A 24,702-nucleotide genomic window follows, 5' to 3' on the forward strand; every position below is an offset into this window, starting at 1 on the left:
CTTTCTGCTAGTTGTCGATGGGATTGGTGAGCGCCGAGTAGAGCTCGGGGCGGCGGCCGTCGAACACCGGCAACGAGTACGGCGGATCGTCGAAAGTCAATGTCTTGGTGCGGGATCGGGTGACGTCGATCGGCGCGAGGACGATGCCCTCGGCGCGTCCCGCATCCACCAGCACATCCCCAGCCGGGGCCACCACCTGGCTGCGGCCGAAGAAGTCGATCCCGGCCTCCTGATCGCAGCGGTCGGAGACGGCCAGGTAGACCAGGTTCTCCACCGCCCGCACCCGCGTCATGTGATCTGCCAGGAATCCCGCCGTCATCGGCCAATTGGTCGGCATGGCAATGACATCGGCGCCGGCGAGGGCGAGCTCCCGGGCACATTCCGGGAAGCGCAGGTCGAAGCAGATCATCATTCCCACCCGGAACGCGCCGATGTCGTACACCCGCGGGGCGATGCCGTCGCCCGGGTCGACGAAGTTGTCGGCGCCCAGTCGCGGCAAGTGCTGCTTGCGGTAGGAACCGACCAGCCCGTCGGGGCCGACCAGCACCGCGGAGTTGTAGATGTGGTCACCATCGCGTTCGAGCAGCCCGATCGCCGCGAACGTGCCGGTCGCCGAGGCCGTTTCGATGAGCGGGGCCAACCGCTCCGCGGTCGCCGGAATGGCGGCGGCCGCCACCTGGGCGCGGCTGTCCATCATGTAGCCCGACAGCGCACATTCGGGGAAGACCGTCAGCTGTGCGCCCCGCCCGGCGGCCTCGGCCATCCAGCGCGCGGTCGACGCGATATTGGCGTCCGGATCGCCGAGCACGGCAGGGACCTGCGCGACGGCGACCTGCGGCGCCGAACTGGCAACACCGCCCGGTTCTGACACAGTCTCCGACACCCTGTTCCTCGCTTCCACGTTCCCGCCGCCCCAGATTGACATGCTGCATGCAGCATGTCAATCTGTGTGACCTGGGATACTCTACGTGCTGCATGCAGTATGTCGAAAGGCGTTTCACCTCATGACAAAAGACCCCGCGATCGCCGCGAACACCACCCTCATCACCGGTGCGGCCAGCGGAATCGGCGCAGGTACCGCCGCGCTGCTGGCCCAGCGCGGACACCGTCTGGTGCTGGTCGACATCAACGGCGATCACCTCGAGGACGTCGCCCGCGAGCTGCGGGCCACGGGTTCGGAAGTGGTCACCGTGACCGCCGACGTGAGCAACGAGCGGTCGGCACGCGCCGCGCTGGACGCGGGCTATGACGCTTTCGGCGGGGTCGACGGGTTGGTGACCTCGGCGGCGGTGATGATCTCCAAACCACTGACCGAGACCACCCTTGCGGACTGGAACACCGTGCAGTCCGTCAACGTCACCGGGGTGTTCCTGATCTGCCGCGAATTCGTCGGCAGGCTCACCGCCGCGAACCGGTCGGGGTCGATCGTCAACCTGTCCTCGATCTCCGGCACCGTCGCGCTGCCCAACCAGGCGGCCTACTGTGCCTCCAAGGGCGCCGTCGCCCAGTTGACCCGCCAGATCGCGGTCGAATACGCCGCACGCGGCATCCGGGCCAACGTCGTGAGCCCGGGCACGGTGGAGACCCGGCAGTCGGCGACATACCTCGGATCACAGCCCGATCCCGAGGCCGCCCGCCAAGCCCTCTACGCCGCGCACCCGATGGGGCGCATCGCCGAGGCCTCTGAGATCGCCTCGACCATCGCCTTCCTGCTGGGTCCCGACGCCAGCTTCGTCACCGGCGCCGCCCTGGCGGTCGACGGCGGCTACACCAGCATCTGACCACTCACACCCCGAGGAATCCGACATGCCAACCCTCACCTCAGACACCGACCCGGACAGAAAGGCACCGTCCGGTGGCGCAGCCCTGCTGCACCGGATCCGGACCGATCGGTTCGCCCCGATCTGGCTGCTCGCGGTCGTCGTGTTCGTCATCAGCCCGCTGATCGCCCCCGGCAGTATCACGGCGTCCGCTCTGACGGCCATGCTGCCGTTCGCCGGCGTGATGGCGATCGCGGCGCTCGGCCAGACCTTGGTGATCACCCACGGCGGGATCGACCTGTCGGTGCCCGGCGTGATGGCCGTCGCCGCGGTGTGCGTGTCCAAACTCGCCGAGGGCGGCCTGCCCACCGCCACCTGCATCGTGCTCGGGATCGCCGCGGGCGCACTGTCCGGGGTGGTCATAGGCGTTGCGGTGGTGCACTTCTCGGTCGCCGCGTTCGTCGCGTCGTTGGCGGTCAACTCCCTGCTGACCGGGCTGGTCCTGGTCATCTCGGGTGGCTTCCCCGGCACCGCGGACCCGGCGGTCAGCGCCTTCGCGGTCAGTTCGGTCGCCGGCATCCCCACCGTGTTCCTGCTCGCGGTGGTCATGGTGATCCTCGCCCAACTGCTGCTCAAGCAGAGCGCGCTGGGCCGGCGGTTCGTGGCCGTCGGCGCCGGTGTGCCCGCCGCCCGCATGGTCGGTCTGCGCACCTCGACCACCGGCGTGATGGCCTACGTCCTGGCCGGCATCGCCTATGCCGCAGCGGGCATGCTGCTGGCTGCCTACCTGCGCACCCCCGATCTGCAACTCGGCCAGAGCTATCAGCTCACCACCATCGCCGCGGTCGTACTGGGTGGCACGCTGTTGCGCGGCGGTGTGTCGTCGATCGTCGCCACCGCCATCGCAGCACTGTTCCTCACCCAGCTGGGACAGGTGGTGCTGGCCGCGGGCGCTTCGACCGCCATGCAGTTGCTCGTCCAGGCCTTCGTGCTGGCCGCCGCCATCGTGCTGCGTGGGGTGGACTGGCGACGCTTCGTCAGCTTCCGCAGCACCTCGGCTCAGTCCTGATATCCCGAACCACAGGAGAATTCGCGTGAACACTCGAATCCGGGCGGCAGCCGCGGCAGTGCTGGCCGGCCTCACCGTCACCTCATGCGCCGGAGGGCCGTTCAGTGCGCCGGCGGCCTTCGAGGTCGCCCCGGTCTACCTGGACCCCAGCCTCAGCGGATCGGTCGACGAACTGCGGCCGATCACCGATTTCTGTGGTGACGCCCCGATCAAGGTGGCCCTCGCCGACGGCGTCGGCGACAATGCCTTCCGCAAGACAGCCCGCGCCGAGTTCGAGGACGAGGCCGCCAAGTGTCCCAACATCGAGGTGTTGCCCTACGCCGACGGGCAGAACAACCCGCAGAAGGCGATCAGCGACATCAAGGCGCTGGTGGCACTCGGTGTGCAGGCACTGGTGGTGTTCCCCGATGCCGGTCCGGCCCTGATCCCGACGTTGCGGGAGGCCTTCGAAGCCGGTGTCGCCGTGGTGCCCTACACCGCCAGCCCGGGTGGGACACCCGGTGTGGACTACACCGCCTTCGTCGGGCACAACACCGTGACCGACGGTGCGAAATGGGCCCGGTGGGTGTGCCAGGCGCTGGGGCCCGAGGGCGGCAACGCCATCTTCCTCGGCGGAACCCCCGGTAATGCGCAGAGCCTCAGCGAGATTCACGGTATCGAGCAGGAACTCGCCGACAATCCCGAGTGTGCGGGTGTCACGCTGCTCAACGATCCGGGTGCCCCGATCGACACCGGCTGGAATCCGGCCCAGACCCAGCGGGTGGTCGCCGGGCTGCTGGCCAAGTATCCCAAGATCGACGCCGTCATCACCGATTCCGGCGACAGCTCCCTGGGCGGCATCCGGGCGTTCCTGCAGGCCGGCCGGCCGCTGCCGGTATGGACAGCCAACGACAACAACGGATTTGCCTGCGCCTATCTGGAGAACAAACCGAGCCAGCCGCAGTTCGAGGCGGTCGCCGTCACGGCCCGCACCTGGATCATCAGGCTGGCGCTGCGCAAGGCGGTCGCGGCGGCTCAGGGCATTCCCGAGCCCGAACCCGACATCGTCAACGTGCCGTTCGTCATGGACTCGCTGGACCCCGCACTCACCCCGGTGTGTGACCCGGACCTGCCCGCGAGCGCCGTCACCTCATCCCAGTTGAGCACCGAGAAACTCGCGGAGATCTACCGATGACCAATCACCCCAGCCCCCAGTCCCCCAGCACCCGTCGCGGATTGTCGGTGTCGGGCGTCACCAAGACCTTCCCCGGCGTCACGGCGCTCGACGACGTCAGCTTCGAAGCCGCACCCGGTGAGGTGCACGCTCTCGTCGGCGGCAACGGGGCCGGCAAGTCGACGTTGATGGCCGTCGCCTCGGGGGCCCTGTCCCCCGATCGCGGCACCGTCCGCATCGGCGCCGACGAGCTGACGTCGGCGTCACCGCGGGCGGCCAAGGAAGCCGGATTGGCGATCGCATACCAGATTCCGGCGATCCTGCCCGACCTGACCGTCGCCGAGAACCTGGCGTTGGCCGTCCCGCCGAGCCTGCGGCCCCGGCTCGGCGACCTGGATGCCTGGGCGACCCGCAAACTCACCCCGATGGGCATCGCCATCGACCCGACGCGGCCGGCCGGGCAGCTGGGCCTGGCGGAGAAACAGATCATCGAGATCTGCGGAGCGCTGGCCTGCAACCCCAGCGTGCTGATTCTCGACGAACCCACCGAACCCTTCGCCGCCGCCGAATCCGCCCGGCTGTTCCGGCTGATCCGCGAGTTGTCCGCCGACGGGGTGGCGATCATCTACATCAGCCACCGGTTGCCCGATGTCTTCGAGCTCGCCGACCGCATCACCGTGCTGCGCGACGGTCAGATCCGGGGCCGATTCGCCGCCGCCGAAGTCACCGAGGACGAGATCGTCACGCTGATCGCGGGACGCACGGTGGAGGCGCTGTTCCCCGACCGCGCCGCCGATCCGGGCCCGGATGCGGTGGTCCTGGCGGACTTCGGCGCCGCCGGCGCCCCCGGTGTGTCCACCGTCATCCGCAAGCGCGAGATCCTCGGTCTCGCCGGTGTCGAGGGCAACGGCCAGCGGGAGTTCATCCGCGCTCTCGGCGGCGCGGTGGCCTCGCACGGCGAGTTGTCGATGGACGGCGGGCGGCTGCGGCTGTCCTCACCGCGCACCGCCCGCGACAAGGGCATCATCCTGATGCCTCAGGAGCGCGGGATCGAGGGGCTGGCACCGATCCTGTCGGTACGCGAGAACCTTTCTCTGGTCACGCTTCCCGAGGTGTCACGCGGTGGCTTCGTCTCCTCCGCCGCCGAGCGCGACCTCGCCGAACGGCAGGTGTGTGAGCTCGGCGTCAAGACCGCCACCATCGACACCGAGGTGGGCACGCTCTCCGGCGGCAACCAGCAGAAGGTGGTGCTGGGCCGGGCATTGCTGTCCGAACCGCAACTGCTGCTCTGCGACGAACCGACCCAGGGGATCGACGTCGGGGTCCGCTCCGAGATCTACCACCGACTGCGCGGGGTCGCGGACGACGGCACCCCGGTGGTGGTGCTCAGCTCCGACGACGTCGAACTCGCCGGCCTGTGCGACCGGGTGCTGGTCTTCTCCCGTGGGCAGGTGGTCGCCGAACTGATCGGCGACGAGGTCACCGAGCACGCGATCACCCAGGCCTCACTGACCGCAGACCGCACCGACGCCACGGATGGCACCGGTGCCGGCACCACGGCGCCGCGCGTCGGCACACCATCGCGTTGGCGGCGGCTGATCGGCAGCCAGCAGTCACCGAGTCTGGTGCTGCTGGCGGTCATCCTTGCCCTCGGCGCGGTGACCACCGCCGTGAACGGCAGGTTCCTGTCGGAGTTCAACATCGCCAACCTGCTGATGCTGATGGCGCCGGTCCTGTTCCTGGCGGCCGGGCAGTTGGTCGTCATGCTGACCGGCGGGATCGACCTGTCGGTCGGCCCGCTGAGCGGGACGCTGGTGGTGGTCGCATCGTTCTTCATCGTCGAGGGCTACGGTTTCGGTTGGTGGATATTGGGATTGGTCCTGATGTTCGCCCTGGCCGCCGCCGTCGGGCTGGCCAACGGCGCGATGGTGCGCTATTCGAAGGTGGTGCCGGTGGTCGCCACCCTCATCACCTTCACCGGCCTGCAGGGTTTGTCGCTGGTGTTGCGTGACGCCCCGGGCGGCATCATCGCGCTGGATGTGGTGGAGGCCCTCAACACCCGGATCGGCCCCTTCCCGATCGCCGTGCTGGTCGGCATCGCACTGCTCGTCGGTTTCGAGTTCGCCTCCCGCCGTACGTCCTTCGGTCTGCGCCTGCGGGCATCCGGCTCCGACGAGTCGGCGGCGCGCAAGCGCGGGGTCGGGGTCGACGCGGTGCACATGATCGCCTACGTGTCCAGCTCGCTGTTGACCGCGATCGGTGCACTGATGCTGATGGCCCAGATCGGGGTCGGCGATCCCACCGCCGGTATCACCTACACATTGGCCGCCATCACCGCGGTCGTGCTCGGCGGTGCATCGATCTTCGGTGGCCGTGGCAGTTTCGTCGGTGTGCTGTTCGGCGTGCTGCTGCTGCAGGTGATCAGCAACGCGACCATCTTCCTGAACCTGTCACAGGCCTGGCAGTACCTGCTGGTCGGCCTGATGGCACTGGCGGCGACCGCGGCCTACGCCCAGGTGCAGCGCAGGACCGCCCGGTGACGGATCGGAGATCTCATGCCGCGCCACCCTCAGCACTCGCCAGGCCCGGACACCTGGCGCTGGCATGCCGACGCCCGATGCCGGGGTGAGGACCCGTCGATCTTCTTCCACCCCGACGGCGAGCGGGGCCGGGCGCGGCACAACCGTCAGGAACGGGCCAAGAGGGTGTGCCGGCAGTGCCCGGTGCGGGTCGACTGCCATGAACACTCGCTGAGATTCGAAGAGCCCTACGGCATCTGGGGAGGACTGACCGAAGAGGAACGCAGCCATCTGCTCTCTCCGCGGGCGGTCAACCTGCGAACCCACCGCGCATACGATTGACTAGTCCTTGAGCCGGTACCGGATCGGGAGGTGCTTGAGCCCACCGACGAACGTAGTGGCCATGTGGGCCGGTTCGCCGGCCAGTTCGGCCGACTCCAGGCGCGGCAGCAGCGCGGAGAAGAAGCTGTTGATCTCGAGTCGGGCCAGCGCCGCACCCAGACAGAAATGCACCCCGTAGCCGAAGGCGATGTGCTTGTTGGGATCGCGGCCCACGTCGAAGGTGAACGGGTCGGTGAACACGTCCTCGTCCCGGTTGCCGGATACGTACGACAGCAACACCGACTCGCCCGCCTTGATCCGGGTGCCCCGCAGATCGTAGTCGCGCTGCGCGGTCCGCATGAACTCCTTGACCGGTGTGGTCCAGCGGATCATCTCCTCGACCGCCAGCGGCATCAGGCTCATGTCGTTGCGCAGCCGCGCCAGCTGATCGGGGTGCTGCAGCAACGCCGCCATCCCCCCGGAGATGCTCGCGCTGGAAGTGTCGTGCCCGGCGGCGGCCAGAATTGCGTAGTACGAGACGGTTTCGATGTCGTCGAGCGGCTTGCCGTCGATGGTCGCGTTGGCGATGGTGGAGGCCAGGTCATCGGTCGGGTTGGCCCGGCGCGACGCGGTCAGCTCGGTGAAGTAACCGAACATCTCCAGCAGCGCGCCCATGCTCTCCTCCATGGTGCCGCGCTGCAACTCCTCGTCGTCACTGCCGAACAGTTCCTGCGTCCAGCGCAGCATCGAGGCGAAGTCGGACTCGGGCACCCCCAGCAGCGTCATGATCATGTACAGCGGGTAGTTGACCGCGACCTGCTGGACGAAGTCGCATTCCGGGCCCTCGGCCGCCATCTTGTCGATGAACTGCACCGCCAGTTCGTCGGCCCGGTCCTTGAGCGCGCGCATGGCCTTGGGCCGGAACCAGTTCGCCCCGATCGCCCGGAAGTCCCGGTGCTGGGGATCGTCCATGTGGATCAGCGTCTTGATGCCGACCGCGGCCTGTTGCTCGTCGCCCTGCTTGGTGACCAGCACCGGGCGCGGCGAGTTGGTGAAGATGTCGTTGGCGCGCTCGATCTCCATGATGTCGGCGTGCTTGGTGATGGCCCAGAACGGGGCGTAATCCTCGACCTCCACCCAGGACACCGGGGCGTTGGCCCGCAGGTGGGTCAGCGCGGCATGCAGCCCGGCCTCGTCGGTGTAGGCCTTCGGGTCGGCCAGGACCTTTGCGGCCTCGTCCATCGTCGGTGTGCTCACCGGCGGCTCCTCACTGTTGGTCACGTCGACTGATTCGGCTGTCACGGTTGAAGTTCCTCGCCCACCACGCCCAGGGCTGCCTGCGCGCGTAGCTCATAGCCCTGTCGGGCGGCGGTGTCGAATTCCAGGAACACCTTGTCGGTGCCGACCCGGCGGCTCACCCACCGCCGGCCGCGCGGGCCGAGCAGCCCCAGCGGGCCGAGCACGAACCGGATTCCACCGGGCACGGACACATGCGTCTTGGGTTTGTCGAGTGCGCGCACGATGGCCGCCGCGATGTCCTGCGGTTCGACGGGCCGGTTCGCCCGGGTCTGTGCGGTGCCCGAGATCAGCTCGGTGCGGGTGAACGGCGGCATCACCACGCTGACCTGGATGCCGCGGTCGGCGAATTCGTCGGCCATCGCACTGGAGAAGCTGATCACCGCGGATTTCGTTCCGGCGTAAACGGTTTGACCGGGTACCGGCATCAGACCGGCCAGCGAGGCGACATTGATGATATGGCCGGCACCCCGGTCGATCATCTCGGGAAGCACCAACTGGCACCCGGTGATCACCCCGTAGAAGTTCACCTCGATGGCCGAGCGCAGTGCCTGCTCGGACTGGTCGAGGAGCCCGCCGATCGGCATCACGCCGGCATTGTTGATCAGCACGTCGATGTGTCCGCCGCCGTCCACGTGTGCGTGCTTCAGGAAGCTGGTGAACGACTCGCGGTCGGTGACGTCGAGCGGGTGGCCGCTGACCCGGTCGGGCCCCAGCGTCGACACCGCGGCCTGCAGCGCCTCGACGTCACGGTCGCCGATCACCACCCGTGCGCCACGGTCGCGCAGTGCCTCGGCGGTGGCATACCCGATGCCCCGAGCCGCGCCGGTGATCGCCACGGCCTTGCCGCCGATCCTGTCCACGGTGAACCTCTTCTCACGCATCAGCATTGGCATTCACGGCATCCCGGCGTAGCCGAACCTCATCCAGCACCGTCGCGATGGCGGCTTCCGACATGCCGGCGGGGAACCCGGGCAGCACCCGGTCGATGGCACCTGCACAGCGGCGCACCAAAACCTCTGCCACATCCGGCAATTCGGCAACAACCGCAAACGTCTCCAGCACCTCATCGTCGAGCAGGGTGGCCATGGTGTCCCACTCCCCCAGCCGGGACAGCCGGTGCAGCTCGTCGTGCAGCCCGCCCCACCCGTGCAGATCGAGAACCTTCCGGTACGCCGGCGTGGACCCGTAGAACGCGAGCTGCTTGCGGTGCGCGGCCGCCGACGCCGCGAACTGCTCCTCGGTCTCGCCGGTCACCACGAACACCGGGCAGCACAACTCGAAGTCCGTTCGGGACCGCCCGGCGGCGTCCAGACCTGCCTGCAGGGCCGGCGCGGTCACCTCGTCCAGGTAGCGGCGGGTGGTGAAGGCGTGCGCGATCAGACCGTCACCGATCTCCCCCGCCACCCGGGTCATCAGGTCACCGACGGCCGAGACGAAGACCTTGGGCACCCCGTAGGGCTGCGGCTCGGGGGTGAACATCGGCGTCATCAGCCGGTGGCTGTAGAACTCGCCCTCGAAGTTCAGCCGCACCCCGTTCTGCCAGGTGTCCCAGATCGCGTGGACCGCGGCGACGAACTCGCGCATCCGCCGGGCCGGGTGACTCCACGGCATCGAGAAGCGCTTCTCGATGTGCGCCTGAACCTGGGTGCCCAACCCGAGGATGAACCTGCCCTGGGCGTAGCTGTTCAGGTCCCAGCCCAGCTGCGCGACCAGCATCGGGTTGCGCGCGAAGGCCACCGCGATGCTGGTCCCCAACTGCAGCCGCGAGGTGTGCTCGGCGGCCAGCAGCAACGGCAGGAACGGGTCGTGATTGATCTCCCCGGTCCAGCAGCCGTCGTAGCCCTGCTGCTCGATCTCGCGTGCCCGCGCCGGGACGGCAGTGAGGTCGCTCGGGATACCACGATCGATGCTCAGCCGGGCGACATTACCCATGCGGGGGACGCTACAGTAAGCACTTCAGTATGGTCAACGAACCGACGACGGTCACCGAGAACAGGACTCCTGTATGACGAACACCCCCGACTGGCAGGAAACCCTCGACGATTTGGAGCGTCGTCGCGAGCACACCCTGGCCATGGGCGGACCGGACCGTGTCGCCAAGCATCGCGCCAAGGGCAAGCTCGACGTCCGTGCCCGCATCGACCGGCTCCTGGATCCCGGTACGTTCCGTGAGTTCGGGACGTTCGCCGGCGGGGAGATCGCCGCGGACGGGATCGTCACCGGCTCCGGACTGATCAACGGATCGCCGGTCATGGTGGGCGCCGAGGACTTCACCACCCTGGCCGGCAGCATCGGCTCGACCGGCAACGCCAAACGCTACCGGTTGGCCGAACTCGCGGTGCGCGACAAGATCCCGCTGGTGATGCTGCTGGAGGGCGCCGGATTCCGGCCCACCGGTGCGCATTACGGCCGCACCCCCACCGACCTGATCGCGCAGGCACAATGCTCGGGCCGGGTGCCCACCGTCGCCGCCGTGCTCGGGCCGTCGGCCGGCCACGGCGCGCTGGTCGCCCCCGTCAGCGACTTCCGGATCATGAGCAGCCAAGGCGCCATCTTCACCGCCGGGCCGCCGGTGGTGCGCGAGTCCACCGGCGAGGAGATCACCAAGGAGGACCTCGGCGGGCCGAGCGTCGCCCTGCACAGCGGTGTCGTGCACAACCACGCGGACACCGACGAGGCCGTCATCGACGACATCCGCCGCTATCTGTCCTACTTTCCGTCCAGCGCATGGTCCTACCCCGAACCGCTGCCGTTCGATGAGGACGCCGCCCCGCGGCCCACCCCGGAACTGCTGGAGATCATCTCCCGCGACAACCGGCGGGTCTACAACATGCGGTCGGTGCTCGACGTCATCTTCGACAACACCGACTGGTTCGAGGTCCAGCCTCAGTTCGGCAAGGCGATCATCTGCGCGCTGGCCCATCTCGGCGGGCACCCGGTCGCCGTGGTGGCCAATCAGCCCAACGTGCTGGCCGGTTCCATCGACGCCGACGCCGCCGACAAGGCCGCGCATTTCATCATGGTGGCCGACTCGTTCCACCTGCCGATCGTGTTCCTGGCCGACAACCCGGGCATGCTGCCGGGCAGCCGCTCGGAGAAGACCGGGGTGCTGCGGGCCGGGGCACGGATGTTCGCCGCGCAGACCGCGGCGACGACGCTCAAACTGCACGTGACACTGCGCAAGGCATACGGCTTCGGCTCAATGGTGATGTCGCTGTTGGGATTCGACAGCCAGGAGGCGACGTTCGCGTTCCCGGGTGCGACGATGGGGGCGATGAGCGCCGCGGCGCTGTCGAAGGCCTCGCACGCCGAGGCCGATCTCTCGGCGCTGCTGCGCGAGGCCGAGCTGACCGCGTCCTACCGTTCCGCGGATCACCTCGGCTTCGACGAGCTGATCGATCCGCGCGAAACCCGCGATCAGCTGCTGTCCGCGCTGCAGCGCGGGTTGCGGGCCCGGCAGGCCGCGGCCGAACCGGTACAGCGCACGGTCATTCTGCCGTGATTTGTGGAGCTGCCGTCGGAATGGTTCCTACGAGGACTCCACAAATCACCGGGTGAGCGCGTATTGAATCTGGGCGATGACACGTTCGGGGTACTCGGTGAGGTCCAGCCACGTGAATCGCAGCACCTGATAGCCGGCGAGGATCAGTGCGTTCTGACGTACCCGGTCACGGTTGAAATCGTCGACATCGCTATGGAAGGCGAAACCGTCAGTCTCCAGGATCAACTTGCAGTCGAGAAACACATAATCGCCCTTGTAACCGGCCACCGGATAGTTGGCTTTCCACCCGGTGATGCCCGCCCCGCGAAGGAGCTTCCCGAGCAGCCGCTCTGCAGCGGATCGGGTTCCGTCCTCGGCTGCGCGCAACAATGTTCGTGCGGCGGGCGATCCATGGCGGCCCTTGTTGTTGAGGTGCGCCTTCCACAGCGCGCGCAGGTCGACGTGGCGCTGCAGCGCGTTATCCATCAGCTTGGCCCCGCCGCCCCGCCGCACCGCCGCTTCGACGACTGTCAGCGGTAGCGATGTCACTCGGAGGCCGTCCCGTACCACCACCTCACCGGGATCGAGGTCGCGACGGCGCAGTGTGGTGCCAGGACTGATGCGCAGGCGGCGTTTCCGTAGCACCGTCACCTCGACTGTGTTCGGTGCGAATTGTGTGAGGCGATGCCACCAGGCTGCGGTCAGCCCGGAGGCCACGGCGTCCTCGCCATAAGCCCACACCCCGGCTCGGATCCGCGCCCTGTCGGTGTATTCGCGATCATCGGCGAAATACACTCCGCGCCCGCACCGTAGCCACTGACCGGTGCGCACTCGATAGTGCACATCGTCACGGCCGAGCCCGGCCTGGTTCGCCTGAGCCAGGGTGATGACGCCGTCGTGGCTGCGCAGCAGGTCGGCAAGCATACTGAGGTGGACGCAGCAGCCCGCCGATCGGTTCCATCCATTGCGATTTGTGGAGTTTTCGTATCAATGATTCCGACGAGAACTCCACAAATCACTACGCGGACGCGCGATACTCGGCGACGATGGGTTCCAGCTCGTCCGGGGTGGCGCCGTGCAGGATGACCGCGTCGGCACCATAGTCGAACTCCTGGCGGATCCGGTCCACGCACTGCTGCGAGGACCCGGTGGCCGACGGTTCCAGCCACTCATCCGGGATCAGCGTCGCGATGTGCTCGATCTGCTCGGCGGTGGCCTTGTGGTCGATCCCGCCCGCGACGGACTGCACCACCGAATCGGCGCGGAAGCGTTCCAGCACAGCGGGATCCCAGTTGTTCGTGCTCACCAGCAGATCGCCGTAGCCCTGCAGGTAGGTGGCGAGCCGGGCCACGGTCTTCTTCAGCCGTAACTCCTCGGGCAGGTGATCGCCGACGGTGGCGAAGCACGACCACACCCGCACGCGCGCCGGGTCACGGCCGGCCTTCTCGGCGGCGTCCTTGACCGTCTTGACCGCGCGCTGCAGGGTCTCCGGGGTGAAGTAGGTGTGCAGGATGACGTCGTCGAACTCCCGGCCGCCCAGCGCCAGGGTCTGCGGGCCGAACGCCACGATCGCCAGCCGGATGTCCTCGCGGAAGTCGGGGTCCAGGAACAGCAACTGGTACTTGCCGATCGGCCCGTCATGGTTGAAGATCAGCTCCCCGTGCCAGAGCCGGCGCATCACCTGCGCGAAGTCCTCCATCTGGGCCGTCGTCACGGCCGGTACCCCGAACGCCCCATACATCGCGGCGATGCCACGGCCCAGGCCGAGGGTGAATCGCCCGCCGGACAGCCGGTGCATGGAGGTGGCCCAGGATCCGGTGATCAGTGGATGGCGGGTGTTGTGATTGGTGGCCGCGGTGGCGATCTGCAGCCTGCTGGTGACCGCCAACGCCGCCCCGGTCAGCGAGGACGCCTCCTTGACGTTCCAGCGCTCGGAGATGAATCCGGTGCCGAACCCGAGTTCCTCACCGCGCCGCGCCTCGTCCATCAGCGTGGCCGGGCCCTCACCGCCGGCCCCGGCCAGCAGGTAGTACCCGAGTTCGTCCAGCACGCCCTTGTCATTACCCATGTCGCTTCGCTCCTGCCCGCTGGACGTCACGCCCACACTCCTTGTTTGTAGCCACAATTCCAGACCTCGGTGATACGGCCGTCGATCACCCGGAAGATCTCCATACTGCTGATGGTCAGCTCGGTCCCGTCGGTGGTCCGCATCGGCGACTGGTACACGATCGCGACGTGCTCGTCGTCGGCGACCACCAGATTGAGGTCGAAGCGGATGCTGTCGAACATCGCGCAGTGGTCGACGACGCGGTTGACGGCCTCGTCGTGGGTGAGCGTCTGGGCCTCCCCCACATCGTGGCGGATGACGGTGTCCCCCATCAGTTCGTCGGCCAGTGCGAAGTCCCGCTCGTTCCACACCACCAGGTTGTACAGCTCCACGACCTCACGGGCGGTGCGGGTCATGCGAACTCCTCCAATGCGCCGATGTCCTCGATGGCCGCCACCGCCCGGTCGATCAACGTCACGCACAGCTGTCGTGACCGTTCCGGCACCACATCCCAGGTGAGCAGTGCCACCACCGGCATGTACAGCAGCAGGGCCACACCGAGGCGGTAGTGCCGCCAGGCCTCGTCGAATCCGTAGTCGGTGACGCCGCGCTGCGCCAAGGCCTCCAGGTAACCGTGCACCAGTGCCTCGTCGTGCCCCCGACGCACGGAACAGGGCAGGCCCTGACTGACCAGGTAGGCGATATCGGCGGCCCCCGCGCCCCGCACCGCGAGCTGGAAGTCCACGATCTTGAGCTCCTCACCCCGGAAGAACATGTTGTCGGCACGAATGTCGCCGTGCAGCAACATCGGTCGTTCCGTCAGTGCGCTCAGCGCCTGCGGGGCCAGCTCGGTGAACCGTTCGGCGAAGTCGGCGACCGCGGGCGGCACTGACCGGCCGGTCTTGTCCAGGTACAGGTGCCAGCCCGGGGTGAAGGCCGGCAGGAACAGATCGCGGGTCAACTGGTTGTCGATGGCCGGGAAGTCCTGCAGCGCAACCGGGTCGGCCCGGCGCACCGACCATGCGTGCAGATCGGCCAGCGCTGCCACACACAACCGGGCGCGGTCCAGCGACAGCCCTGCCAGGTGATCGGCGTTATCCCAGTCCTGAAGGTCCTCGAGCACCAGCACAAAGGTGTCTCCCTCGATGCGGGCGATGTGGCAGTGCGCGGTGGACAGCGGCGCCGTCGGCGCGATGTGCCGGTAGAACGCGAACTCCCGGCGATAGCCGCCGAGCAGTTCCATGCCCCCGCGCGCCTCCGATTCCGCGGGCAGTTTGACGATCACCGAGGCCGGGGGCTCGTCGCCGGTCAGCCAAAGCCGGTACAGCCGTGCCGAGAAGCCGGTGTCCTCGGCGATCCGTTCGGCGCGCACCGCCGTGATCGTCGGTGCGCCTCCCCATGCGGCGGTCAGCCACTGCGCGGTCACCTCGTCGATACTCGACGGGACCGGCACGGGCACAGCGGGTGATGTCATCCTCGACCTCCGCAGAAATTTGACGCAGAGCAACTAAGTTAGTTGTCGGGCGTCTAATATGCAAGGGTGCCGTCCCCCGCCCAGGGCCTCAGCCAGCCGGAACGCGTCGAGCAGTCCTCGCGTCGGCTGCTGCAGGCCGCCGCTGAGCTGATCGTCGAAAAAGGTTGGGAGGCAACCACGGCCGCCGAGATCGGCCGCCGCGCCGGCTACAGCAGGGCGATGGTGCACGTGCGCTACGGCAGCAAGGACGCCATCCTGGACGCTTTCCAGCAGGGCTACGTCACCCAGCTCAATCCCGAAGCCGATCCGAACGCCGACGGGCTGGCCCGGGTGCTCGCCCATTTCGACCGGGTCCAGCACCTGCACGCCGAGGACCCGGCGGTCACCCGGGCGATGTTCGTCTCGGCGTTCGAGGCCGTCAAGACCACATCGCCGCTGCGCGACAGCGTGCGCGCGCAACTGGCCAATGCCGCGGTCAAGATCGACGCCGCGCTGCGGGCCGGGATCCAGGACGGCTCGTTGCGCCCCGACCTCGATGTCGAGGCCGCGCGCCAAGACATCACCTCGTCGATCTTCGGTATCGCATTCCAGTGGGTGACGCTGCCCGAGGAGCACGACCTCGATCACGAGATCACTTGTGTCCGAGAGCGAATCATCGCCAGCTACGGCGCTACACCGCGCTGAGGAACCGTTCGGTCACCTGGTGCACCCCGCCGGAGAACAGGTGCCCGACATGGCTGCCGTCATGCCAGTGCAACTCGCCTCCCCACCGGTCGTGCATGGCCAGTGCCGAACTCCGCATCGCCATCTGGTCGTGCCACGCTCCGACGATCAACCGCCGTGCGGTCACCGGCACGGTGCCCAGCGGGTCGATCACCGAGGTCATCGCCGAGACGGTATCCGACAACAACAGCTCACCAGCGGCCCGGCCCGGCTCACCCCAGCGACCGAGGTGCAGTCCGATCATGGTGTTGAGCCCGAGGATCGGTGTGTACAAGGCGACCCCGGTCGCACGGGCGTCCAGGTGTGCCACCAGCGCGGCGACCGCACTGCCCAGCGACAGTCCCGCCACGGTGATCGAATCCGTCTGCGCCGCCAGCCAACCCAGCAGCGCACGGACCTCGGATACCACCCGCATCATGCCGGCGACGTTGGCCAGCGGATCCCGGGCCGGGTACTCCGGCCACTCACGCCGACGCACCCCGTGCCCGGGTTGTACGGGCAGCGCGACGTTGAATCCCAGGGCGTTCAACCGGCGCACGCGCGCCACCAGCAGGTCCATCGGGTCGCCCTGCCCGGCACCGTGAATCCACACCACCCAGGGCCGGTGCTCATCCGACCGGTACAGCCGCACCCGCGCTGTCGCCGGGCCGCCGTGACCGTCGGCCAGTAGCGAGGTGGGCAGCGCCGGTTCGTGCTCGAAGCTGAGTTCCTCGAAGCTCAGCGCCCCGAACCGCTGCCGCTGCACGTCGGCGACCCGCAACGGCGCGGGGTCGCGGTGCGCCCCGTCGATGCCCAAGGCCCCGAGTTCTGCCGCCGCGTATGCGTAGGCGGACAGCGGCCGCGGCAGCTGTGGGGGTGGCGCGGTCAGGGTCATCCCGGTGACCACCAGCTCATCGAGTGCAACCTCGCCGAGCTGGCGTAACCCGCTACCGGACAACCCGTTCCAGTCCCCGGAGGCGGCAAGAGCACCGACCGATCGCGGCAGCACGCAGGCGAGTTCCCAGGCGATCTGAACGGCTCTATGCAAGGGTGAATCCCTGATAGTCGTTGGCGGCGATCTCATCGCAGCGACGTCGGTATTCGGGTATGCCGGCGGTGTAGCCCATGTACATCCGCTTCTTGCCGGGCACATTGGCGCCGTTGTACCAGGAATTGCAGGACGGGTGCACCAGCACCGTCGGCGCCACCAGCGAGGTGGCGTGCTCGATCCACTCATGCTGAGCGTCCGACCGGGCCTCGATGCTGCGGTGGCCGTGCGCCCGCAGATATCCGATGCAGTCAGCGATCCATTCGATGTGCTGCTCCATGGCGGCTACGAAATTGGTTGCCGCCGAGGGACTTCCCGGCCCCTGCACGGTGAACAGGTTGGGGAACCCGGCCACCGCGAGGCCGAGGTAGGACAACGGCCCTTCCTCGGCCCAGTAGTCGCCCAGCAGGACACCGTGGCGACCGCGCACCTTCATCCGGCTCAACGCGCCGGTCATCGCGTCGAAACCGGTGGCGTAGATGATGACGTCGAGGTCCACCTCGCCCTGTTCGGTGCTGATCCCGGTCGGGGTCACCGAGACGATGGGCCCGTTGCGCAGATCGACCAGCGTGACGTTGTCCCGGTTGAAGGTCTCGTAGTAGCCCTGATCGATGATCGGCCGCTTGCAGGCGAACGGATGGGTCGGCACCAGGGCAGCCGCGGTCGCGGGGTCGTGCACGATGCGGGCGATGGCCTCCCCGTACAGCGCGGTGGCCATCCTGTTGGCCTCGATGTCGAAGAACACGTCGCCCCAGTTGAGTGCGCCCATCACACCGCGTTCCTGGATCGCCCGAAGCTGTTCTTCGCGGGTGGCCGTCTTGATCGGGGGGCTGCCCAGCATGTCGAGCAGCACCGAGAACGCGGACAGCCGGGCGGCGCCGACCGGGTGTTCCCGTTGGGCCGCACGGATGCCGGCGTAGTCGGCCTTGAGCGTGTCGAGTTCTCCGGGTGCGAACTCGCGCACGGTCCACGGCAGGGTGAACGCCGCCGAGCGCTGGAACACGGTGAGATGACCGGCTTCCCGTGCAACCACCGGGATCAGCTGTACCCCGGTCGAACCGGTGCCGATCACCCCGACCCGCCTACCGGTCAGGTCGACGCCGTCGGGCCAGCGGCTGGTGTACAGCGACTGCCCGGCGAAGGATCGCGTGCCCGGGATGTCGGGTTCCAGCGGCACCGACAGGATTCCCGACGCGGCCACCACGAACGGCGCCGTGTAATCACCACCGGAGGTCTCCAGCAGCCACTGTGCCTGCGCCTCGTCGAAGGTCATGGCGAGCACCTCGGTGCCGAAGGCGATGTCGCGGCGCAGATCGAGCCGGTCGGCGACGAAGTTCAGGTAGGCCTCGATCTCCGGCTGGGCCGGCATCGATTCCGTCCATACCCAGTCCTGCTGGATCTCCTCGGAGAAGCTGTAGGAGTATTCGATGCTCTCGATATCGCAGCGCGCCCCCGGGTACCGGTTGACCAGCCAGGTGCCGCCGACCGCGTCGGCCTTCTCCAGGATCTGGACGCGCAGCCCCTGTTCGCGCAGCTTGTGCAGCGCGTACAGGCCGGAGAATCCGGCTCCGATCACGATGACGTCGTACCGCTCCATGACGCTCGGCTACTTCGCCTGGCTGAATCGCATGATGGTCCGGGTCAGGTGCAGGCTGGTGATGACCCAGTCGCCGTCCCGGTTCTCGTAGGTCTCGTGATAGTGCCCGGCCCCGAAAAGCTCACTGCCGTCGGGAAACAACAGCAGGTCCTCCATCGCCCAGATCGCCGAGGCGGTGGTGTCCGAGGTCAGCGTGATCTCCGGGGTGTGCACATGGTGCTTGGTCTGCGCGTGCTCGACGCCACCGAGCACCACCGGCAGGAACTCCTCCAGCCCGTTCAGCGGAGGTGCGGTCTGGCCGTCGGCGCCGCCGACGGAGATGGCCATGTCCAACTTGACCACGACGTCGGGCGCGAACACCTTCTTCCAGGCCTCGTAGTCCTTGGTGTCCAGCAGCCGGCAGTACCGGGCCTTGAGCTGGCGGATGGCCTCGCGGGTCTCTTCACGGTCGCTCATCAGAACTGCGCCATTCCGTTGTCGATCGCCAGCGCGACGGCGGTGATGTGCCGGGCCTCGTCGGAGGCCAGCCAGACCGCGGAAGCGGCCACGTCCTCGGGTTCGACGATCCAGTTGGGGGTGAACGGGGTGCCCATCTGCACCAGCGTGGGGTTGGTCTCGAACGCCTTGTTCAGCGCGACCACCATGTCGCCGGTGCCCATCGCGGTGATCACCGGGCCGGGGTGGATGCTGTTGACCCGGATGTGGTGGCGGCCCAGTTCCGCGGCGAACGCCCGGGCCATCCCGGTGACGGCGTGCTTGCTGGCGGTGTAGTGCACCATGAACGCCTGCATCTTCACCCCGGCAAGGGAACTCACCAGGATCACCGAGCCGCCGCGGCCGCCGTCGATGATGTGCTGGGCGCCGGCCATCACGGTGTTCCAGGTGCCGGTGACATTGATGTCCATCACGTCGCGGAACGACTCGGGGGTGATGTCGTGCCAGGCTTCGGCGATGGTGATGCCGGCGTTCGCGACGATGACATCGAGCCGCCCGAGTTCGGCCACCCCGTCGGTGACCGCGGACTTCAGCCCGTCGAAGTCACGGACGTCGACGACCCGGTGGAAGATGCGCCGTCCGGTCGCCTTGACCAGATCCACCGTCTCGGCGAAGTCGTCGGCGGTGGCCGAGTCATAGGGCACCTTGGGCGGTAGCGGGCCGGCGATGTCGACGGCGATGATGTCGGCGCCCTCACTGGCCATCCGGACCGCGTGCGCGCGGCCCTGCCCTCGGGCCGCTCCGGTGATGAAGGCGACCTTGTCCGTCAGCAAACCTGGCATCGTGCTCCTTTGCATTTCGACCGTTCCGGACGATACTACTGTAAGCTGTTCAGTATCTGGTTCGGATCCGGAAGGTATTCCCGTGGAAGTTCCGTTCACCTGGAAAGTCACTGGCTGGTTCGTCATCGGCTGGTCGGCCGAATTCGTCGCCGGTGAGACCAAAGCGCTCAAATATTTCGGTGAGGACCTGGTGGCGTGGCGCGACGAGGACGGCACCCTGCACCTGATGGAGGCGCACTGCAAGCACCTCGGCGCCCATCTCGGCCACGGCGGGAAGGTCGTCGGCGACTGCGTCGAGTGCCCGTTCCACGGCTGGCGCTGGGGCGCCGACGGCACCAATCGCTACATCCCGTATCAGCCCGACAAACCGAACCGGGGTGTCCGGCTGCGGGTCTACCCCGTCGTCGAACAGCACGGGGTGGTGTTCATGTGGTACCAGCCGCACGGTGAGCCGCCGAAGTGGGAGCTGCCCGACATCTTCGAGAAGCACCCCCAGTTCGAGACCGATCCGAACGCCTACTACCGGCCGTTCCCGGAGTTCTCCCGGTTCGCCGAGAACGAACCGGTGCATCCCCAGGTCGTCGCCGAAAACGGCCCCGACAGTGCACATTTCCGCTACGTGCACCGCGCCACCGTCACCCCGGTCTGCCTGGACTGGAAGGTCGTGGACAACGAGTGGCGGTTCCTCACCGGCTGGCCCGACGCGCGCAGCGACGATCCGGACAAGATGTCGCTCTACATCCACAGCCACTTCTCCGGGCTGGGCTTCGCCATCAGTGCGTTCGAGGGCGCCGCCAATCACCGGCTGATCTTCGCGTGCACCCCGGTCGATGACCACAACTCGAACATGTTCTATTCGATCTGGTGGCCCAAGGAACCCGGGGACACCGGCGACGTGCCACCGGAAGAGGTGCGCAAACGCGTCGAGAAGCAGTACCTGGTGACGGTCTGGGACGACCTCGACATCTGGCGCTACCAGAAGTATGTGGAACGGCCGTCGCTGTCCAAGATCGACGCGAAACCCTATATGGCCATGCGCCGATGGGCCGAGCAGTTCTACGAGGTGCCCCCGGTCGAGAAGACCAACGCGTGACCCTTGCGATCGTCACCCAGGAACTCCAGGGTGCGGTGGTCGGGCCGAACGCCGGACTGGCGGTGCTGGCCTCCGAGGCGCGGCGACTCGCGCTGCCCAACATCGCCCGGCTGCTCCCGGCGGCCCGCGCGGCCGGCCATATTGTCGTGCACTGCCTGGTGCAGCGTCGGCCCGACGGGCTCGGTTCCAACCACAATGCCCGGCTGTTCGCGGCCGGCAAACGGTCCGTCGACATCACCCCCGGCAGCGAGGGCGCCACCCTGCTCCCCGAATTCGGCCCGGAGCCAACCGATCTGATGCTGTACCGCTGGCACGGGGTCGGCCCGATGGGCGGCACCGATCTGGACGCGGTGCTGCGCAACCTCGGTGTCAGCACCATCGTCGCGGTCGGGGTCTCGTTGAACATCGCGATCCCCAATCTGGTCATGGACGCCGTCAATGCCGGTTACCGTGTGGTGCTCCCCCGCGACGCCGTTGCGGGGGTCCCCGCCGACTACGGCCAGGCGGTCATCGACAACAGTCTCGCCCTGCTGGCCACCGTGACCACGACCGACGACCTCATCGAGGAATGGAGCCGCCATGGCTGAGTCATCCCCGCAGGCACCCGCGCAGTTCACCGTCCCGGCCGTCGCCGCAGCCGTCGCCGCGGCCGTCGGCGACCGCCCACTGATCATCCAGGGTGACCGCCGGTACAGCTACCGCGAGGTCGTGGACCGCTCCAACCGGCTGGCGGCCTACCTGAATTCCCGTGGTTTGGGCTGCCACACCGAACGCACCGGACTGGCCGGTCACGAGACCGGCCAGGACCTGCTCGGCATCTACGCCTACAACGGGCCGGAGTTCGTCGAGGGCCTGCTGGGCTCGTTCGCGGCGCGGGTCGCGCCGTTCAACGTCAACTACCGCTACGTCAAGAACGAACTGCAGTACCTGCTGGCCGATTCCGCGGCGTCGGCATTGCTCTATCACGCCGCATTCGCGCCCCGGGTCGCCGAGATCCGCGACGAGCTGCCGAATCTGAAGGTGCTCATCCAGATCGCCGACGGGTCCGGCAACGACCTGCTCGACGGGGCGGTCGACTACGACTCGATCATGGACTCGGACTCAGTCGCCCCTGCCCTCCAGCATTCCCCGGACGACCTGTACGTGCTCTACACCGGCGGCACCACCGGCATGCCCAAGGGCGTGTTGTGGCGTCAGCACGACATCTTCATGACCTCGTTCGGCGGCCGCAACATGATGACCGGCGACCGGGTCGGCTCGGTCGAGGAGATCACGACCCGCGTCGCCGAGAATCCGGGCACCAAGCTGCTGATCCTGCCGCCGCTGATCCACGGGGCCGCGCAGTGGGCGGCCATGACGGCACTGACCACCGGCCAGACGCTGGTGTTCCCGAGCACCGTCGACCGCTTCGACGCCGACGAGGTGGTGCGCACCATCGAGCGGGAAAAGGTGATGGTCGCGACCGTGGTCGGCGATGCGATGGCCCGGCCGCTGCTGGCCGCGATCAAGGCCGGGTCGGCGGACGTGTCCTCGCTGGCGGTGGTGGCCAACGGGGGCGCGCAACTCACCCCGTATGTGAAGCAGCAGCTGATCGATGCCAAGCCGGGACTCGTCGTGATCGACGGGGTCGGCTCCTCGGAGACCGGCGCCCAGCTCAACCACATGTCCGCCGGCGGCGCGGTGTCCACCGGCACCTTCAACGCCGGCTCCGATACCTGCGTGGTGGCAGAGGATTTCAGTGCGGTGCTGGAACCCGGGCATGACGACCTGGGCTGGCTGGCCCAACGCGGCTATGTCCCGCTGGGCTACAAGAACGACGCCGCCAAGACCGCGGCGACCTTCGTCACCATCGATCGCGTCCGCTACGCCATCCCCGGCGATCGGGCCCGCCACCTCGACACCGGCGCCATCGAACTGCTGGGCCGGGATTCGGTCACCATCAACTCCGGCGGGGAGAAGATCTTCGCCGAGGAGGTCGAATCCGCCATCGCCTCCCATCCTGCGGTCGCCGACGTCGTGGTGGCGGGCCGGCCCAGCGAGCGCTGGGGCAGCGAAGTGGTAGCAGTCGTGGCCCTGGCCGACGGTACGCAGGCCGACGCCGAGGAACTCATCCGGCACGCCGAGCAGTCCATCGCCCGCTACAAGCTGCCCAAGGCGGTGGTGTTCCGACCGGTCATCGAGCGCAGCCCGGCGGGCAAGGCCGACTACCGGTGGGCCCGCGAGCAGGCCCTTACCGGTCCCTGAGGCGGCGCCGGGTGCGCCGCCGGGCCATCGCCAGCGACGCATCGGCATACATCTTCATTCCTCGCCGGAACGGCGGCGCTGCCGAACCGGTCATGCTGAACGGCAGGTCGGTGCCCACCACCGTGCGCTGATGGCTGAAGGCGTCGAACCCGGCCTTGCCGTGATAGGCGCCCATCCCGCTGCGCCCCACCCCGCCGAATGGCGCGGCGGACGGGATCATCTGCGCGGCAAAGTCATTACGGGCCACCCCGCCGCTGCGGGTGTTGCGCACGAAGGTCCGGAACCGGTCGCCGTCGGGCCCGAACCAGTAGGCCACCAGCGGCGCCGGGCGCGCGTTGATGTAGTCGATCACCTCGGGCAGCGCCGAATAGCCCAGCACCGACAGCACCGGGCCGAAGATTTCCTCCGACGCGATCGCCATCCGGTCGTCGACGGCGCTGACGATGGTCGGCGCGATCTTGCGGCTGGCCCGGTCGGGCAGCGCCTCCGCCGCCGGCGACACCGTGTGCACCGTCGCCCCCAGTGCGCGGGCGTCCTCGACGAGTCCGACCACCCGGTCGAAGTTGGCCTCGTTGACGCTGGAGCAGTAGTCCTCGTTGGCGATGATCGTCGGGAACATGCCCTGCCAGGTCTGGCGCACCGTATCGACGAACTGGGCCACACTACCCTCGGGCACGAACACATAGTCGGGGCAGACACAGACCTGTCCCCCATTGACCATGCGGGCCTGCGCGATTCGCGCGGCCGAACGCCTGATGTCCGCATCGGGTGCCACCACGACGGGATTCTTGCCGCCCAGTTCCAGCGTGACCGGCACCAGGTTCTCCGACGCCGCGCGCTGCACCAGCGACCCGACCGACGGCGACCCGGTGAAGAACAGGTGGTCGAACGGCAGCCGGGAGAAGTCGGCGGCGACCTCGGGCCCGCCGGTGACGACGGCGAGTTCGGTCTGTTCGAAGTACTGCGGCGCCAGGTCGGCCATCAGCTCTGCGGTGTGCGAGGTGACCTCGGACATCTTGATCATCACCCGATTACCGGCGGCGAACGCGGCGGCGGCCGGCAGCACCACCAGGTTCAGCGGGAAGTTCCACGGCCCGATGATGCCGACCACGCCCAGCGGCGCGGGTTCGACCTCGGCCCGCAACCCGGCCGCGCGTGCCGCCCGCATCAACTTGGTGGCCTTCATCCACTGCGGCACATGCGATCTGGTGTGCTCGATGACCGGGATGATGCCGACCACCTCGGTGAACAGGGAAGCCGCCCGCGATCGGGTGCCGAAGTCGGTGGCCATGGCGTCGACGAAGGCGTCGGTGTTGTCCAGGACCAGGGCCAGTAGCCGGTCGATCCGATTCCGCCGCAACGCCACGCTCGGCGGGCCCGCCGCGATGAACGCCTGCCGCTGACGCTCCAGCAGGACGCGGGTGCTCACCTGGGGCTCGACCCGCTCATCGGTTGCGCTCATCTCCTGAACTCCCTCCGGTAATGCTCACGGTACTAGCCGTACCCCCATCCAACCGCACCGCATCGCCACAGGAAAGGGCACGTTTCGTCCGGACGGGATGTGTTACTGTAAGCGTTACAGTAGTTCTTCGGTCAGTGCGACGATGACAGGGGCGAC

At 67.9% G+C, this 24,702-nt stretch carries 23 protein-coding genes; 10 read left to right on the forward strand and 13 right to left on the reverse strand.

Going from position 1 to position 24,702, the window contains the following annotated elements; translation table 11 throughout:
• Window positions 1–7 precede the first annotated feature (7 nt).
• Window positions 8–871, reverse strand: a complete 864-nt coding sequence (locus V4U86_RS18425; RefSeq protein WP_395307385.1) for a carbon-nitrogen hydrolase family protein — start codon at window positions 869–871, stop codon at window positions 8–10.
• 133 nt (window positions 872–1,004) lie between these two features.
• Between V4U86_RS18425 and V4U86_RS18430 the strand changes: the two genes are divergently transcribed.
• From V4U86_RS18430 to V4U86_RS18450, 5 genes are read left to right on the forward strand one after another with little or no spacing between them, the layout of a single operon-like run.
• The gene (locus V4U86_RS18430; RefSeq protein WP_395307386.1) at window positions 1,005–1,781 is read left to right on the forward strand and encodes an SDR family NAD(P)-dependent oxidoreductase; all 777 of its coding nucleotides are present in this window, start codon (window positions 1,005–1,007) and stop codon (window positions 1,779–1,781) included.
• A 25-nt stretch (window positions 1,782–1,806) separates the two neighbouring features.
• On the forward strand, window positions 1,807–2,829 hold the full coding sequence (locus V4U86_RS18435) for an ABC transporter permease (protein WP_395307387.1): 1,023 nt from the start codon (window positions 1,807–1,809) through the stop codon (window positions 2,827–2,829).
• A 25-nt stretch (window positions 2,830–2,854) separates the two neighbouring features.
• The gene (locus V4U86_RS18440) at window positions 2,855–4,003 is read left to right on the forward strand and encodes a substrate-binding domain-containing protein (protein WP_395307388.1); all 1,149 of its coding nucleotides are present in this window, start codon (window positions 2,855–2,857) and stop codon (window positions 4,001–4,003) included.
• Entirely contained in the window at window positions 4,000–6,522 is a 2,523-nt protein-coding gene (locus tag V4U86_RS18445) for an ATP-binding cassette domain-containing protein (RefSeq protein ID WP_395307389.1), read from the forward strand. Before V4U86_RS18440 ends, V4U86_RS18445 begins: the two co-directional genes overlap by 4 nt.
• 15 nt (window positions 6,523–6,537) lie before the next feature.
• Window positions 6,538–6,843: a WhiB family transcriptional regulator gene (locus V4U86_RS18450; RefSeq protein WP_395307390.1), complete on the forward strand. Its 306-nt coding sequence runs from the start codon at window positions 6,538–6,540 to the stop codon at window positions 6,841–6,843.
• Here the strand turns inward: V4U86_RS18450 and V4U86_RS18455 are convergent, their stop codons facing one another.
• The 3 genes from V4U86_RS18455 to V4U86_RS18465 are packed head-to-tail and all read right to left on the reverse strand — an operon-like array spanning window position 6,844 to window position 10,053.
• Window positions 6,844–8,079 carry a cytochrome P450 gene (locus V4U86_RS18455; RefSeq protein ID WP_395312107.1) on the reverse strand — a complete coding sequence of 412 codons (1,236 nt, stop codon included), beginning with the start codon at window positions 8,077–8,079 and terminating at the stop codon, window positions 6,844–6,846. It lies immediately after the preceding gene.
• A 41-nt stretch (window positions 8,080–8,120) separates the two neighbouring features.
• Window positions 8,121–8,981 carry an SDR family oxidoreductase gene (locus V4U86_RS18460; protein WP_395312108.1) on the reverse strand — a complete coding sequence of 287 codons (861 nt, stop codon included), beginning with the start codon at window positions 8,979–8,981 and terminating at the stop codon, window positions 8,121–8,123.
• A gap of 13 nt (window positions 8,982–8,994) precedes the next feature.
• A complete protein-coding gene (locus V4U86_RS18465) occupies window positions 8,995–10,053 on the reverse strand; it encodes an LLM class F420-dependent oxidoreductase (protein WP_395307391.1) in 1,059 nt (352 codons plus the stop codon).
• Window positions 10,054–10,126: 73 nt separating this feature from the next.
• Between V4U86_RS18465 and V4U86_RS18470 the strand changes: the two genes are divergently transcribed.
• Entirely contained in the window at window positions 10,127–11,623 is a 1,497-nt protein-coding gene (locus tag V4U86_RS18470) for an acyl-CoA carboxylase subunit beta (RefSeq protein WP_395307392.1), read from the forward strand.
• A gap of 45 nt (window positions 11,624–11,668) precedes the next feature.
• On the opposite strand, the gene V4U86_RS18475 is transcribed toward V4U86_RS18470, so the two are convergent.
• From V4U86_RS18475 to V4U86_RS18490, 4 genes are all read right to left on the reverse strand, one after another.
• Window positions 11,669–12,526, reverse strand: a complete 858-nt coding sequence (locus V4U86_RS18475; protein WP_395307393.1) for a DUF559 domain-containing protein — start codon at window positions 12,524–12,526, stop codon at window positions 11,669–11,671.
• Window positions 12,527–12,620: 94 nt separating this feature from the next.
• Window positions 12,621–13,670, reverse strand: a complete 1,050-nt coding sequence (locus V4U86_RS18480; RefSeq protein ID WP_395312109.1) for a TIGR03857 family LLM class F420-dependent oxidoreductase — start codon at window positions 13,668–13,670, stop codon at window positions 12,621–12,623.
• Window positions 13,671–13,696: 26 nt separating this feature from the next.
• Window positions 13,697–14,065, reverse strand: coding sequence for a nuclear transport factor 2 family protein (locus V4U86_RS18485; RefSeq protein WP_395307394.1), 369 nt, complete (start codon window positions 14,063–14,065; stop codon window positions 13,697–13,699).
• A complete protein-coding gene (locus V4U86_RS18490; protein ID WP_395307395.1) occupies window positions 14,062–15,123 on the reverse strand; it encodes a phosphotransferase in 1,062 nt (353 codons plus the stop codon). The genes V4U86_RS18485 and V4U86_RS18490 overlap by 4 nt, the downstream gene beginning before the upstream one ends.
• A gap of 66 nt (window positions 15,124–15,189) precedes the next feature.
• Here V4U86_RS18490 and V4U86_RS18495 point away from each other — a divergent pair, with 66 nt between their 5' ends.
• On the forward strand, window positions 15,190–15,807 hold the full coding sequence (locus V4U86_RS18495) for a TetR/AcrR family transcriptional regulator (protein WP_395307396.1): 618 nt from the start codon (window positions 15,190–15,192) through the stop codon (window positions 15,805–15,807).
• Here V4U86_RS18495 and V4U86_RS18500 read toward each other — a convergent pair.
• From V4U86_RS18500 to V4U86_RS18515, 4 genes are read right to left on the reverse strand one after another with little or no spacing between them, the layout of a single operon-like run.
• On the reverse strand, window positions 15,794–16,909 hold the full coding sequence (locus V4U86_RS18500; RefSeq protein ID WP_395307397.1) for an alpha/beta hydrolase: 1,116 nt from the start codon (window positions 16,907–16,909) through the stop codon (window positions 15,794–15,796). The genes V4U86_RS18495 and V4U86_RS18500 overlap by 14 nt on opposite strands.
• Window positions 16,866–18,470, reverse strand: a complete 1,605-nt coding sequence (locus V4U86_RS18505; protein ID WP_395307398.1) for a flavin-containing monooxygenase — start codon at window positions 18,468–18,470, stop codon at window positions 16,866–16,868. The genes V4U86_RS18500 and V4U86_RS18505 overlap by 44 nt, the downstream gene beginning before the upstream one ends.
• Window positions 18,471–18,479: 9 nt before the next feature.
• Entirely contained in the window at window positions 18,480–18,926 is a 447-nt protein-coding gene (locus tag V4U86_RS18510) for a nuclear transport factor 2 family protein (protein WP_395307399.1), read from the reverse strand.
• The gene (locus V4U86_RS18515; protein WP_395307400.1) at window positions 18,926–19,747 is read right to left on the reverse strand and encodes a mycofactocin-coupled SDR family oxidoreductase; all 822 of its coding nucleotides are present in this window, start codon (window positions 19,745–19,747) and stop codon (window positions 18,926–18,928) included. The genes V4U86_RS18510 and V4U86_RS18515 overlap by 1 nt, the downstream gene beginning before the upstream one ends.
• Before the next feature lie 82 nt (window positions 19,748–19,829).
• Here V4U86_RS18515 and V4U86_RS18520 point away from each other — a divergent pair, with 82 nt between their 5' ends.
• The 3 genes from V4U86_RS18520 to V4U86_RS18530 are packed head-to-tail and all read left to right on the forward strand — an operon-like array spanning window position 19,830 to window position 23,084.
• Complete coding sequence (locus V4U86_RS18520; RefSeq protein WP_395307401.1) at window positions 19,830–20,840, forward strand: Rieske 2Fe-2S domain-containing protein; 1,011 nt, start codon at window positions 19,830–19,832, stop codon at window positions 20,838–20,840.
• Window positions 20,837–21,427, forward strand: a complete 591-nt coding sequence (locus V4U86_RS18525; protein WP_395307402.1) for an isochorismatase family protein — start codon at window positions 20,837–20,839, stop codon at window positions 21,425–21,427. Before V4U86_RS18520 ends, V4U86_RS18525 begins: the two co-directional genes overlap by 4 nt.
• Entirely contained in the window at window positions 21,420–23,084 is a 1,665-nt protein-coding gene (locus V4U86_RS18530) for an acyl-CoA synthetase (protein WP_395307403.1), read from the forward strand. The genes V4U86_RS18525 and V4U86_RS18530 overlap by 8 nt, the downstream gene beginning before the upstream one ends.
• On the opposite strand, the gene V4U86_RS18535 is transcribed toward V4U86_RS18530, so the two are convergent.
• Complete coding sequence (locus tag V4U86_RS18535; RefSeq protein WP_395307404.1) at window positions 23,071–24,546, reverse strand: coniferyl aldehyde dehydrogenase; 1,476 nt, start codon at window positions 24,544–24,546, stop codon at window positions 23,071–23,073. The genes V4U86_RS18530 and V4U86_RS18535 overlap by 14 nt on opposite strands.
• Between the last annotated feature and the right edge of the window lie 156 nt (window positions 24,547–24,702).

Source organism: Mycobacterium sp. AMU20-3851, from assembly GCF_043974665.1.
Lineage (GTDB): Bacteria > Actinomycetota > Actinomycetes > Mycobacteriales > Mycobacteriaceae > Mycobacterium.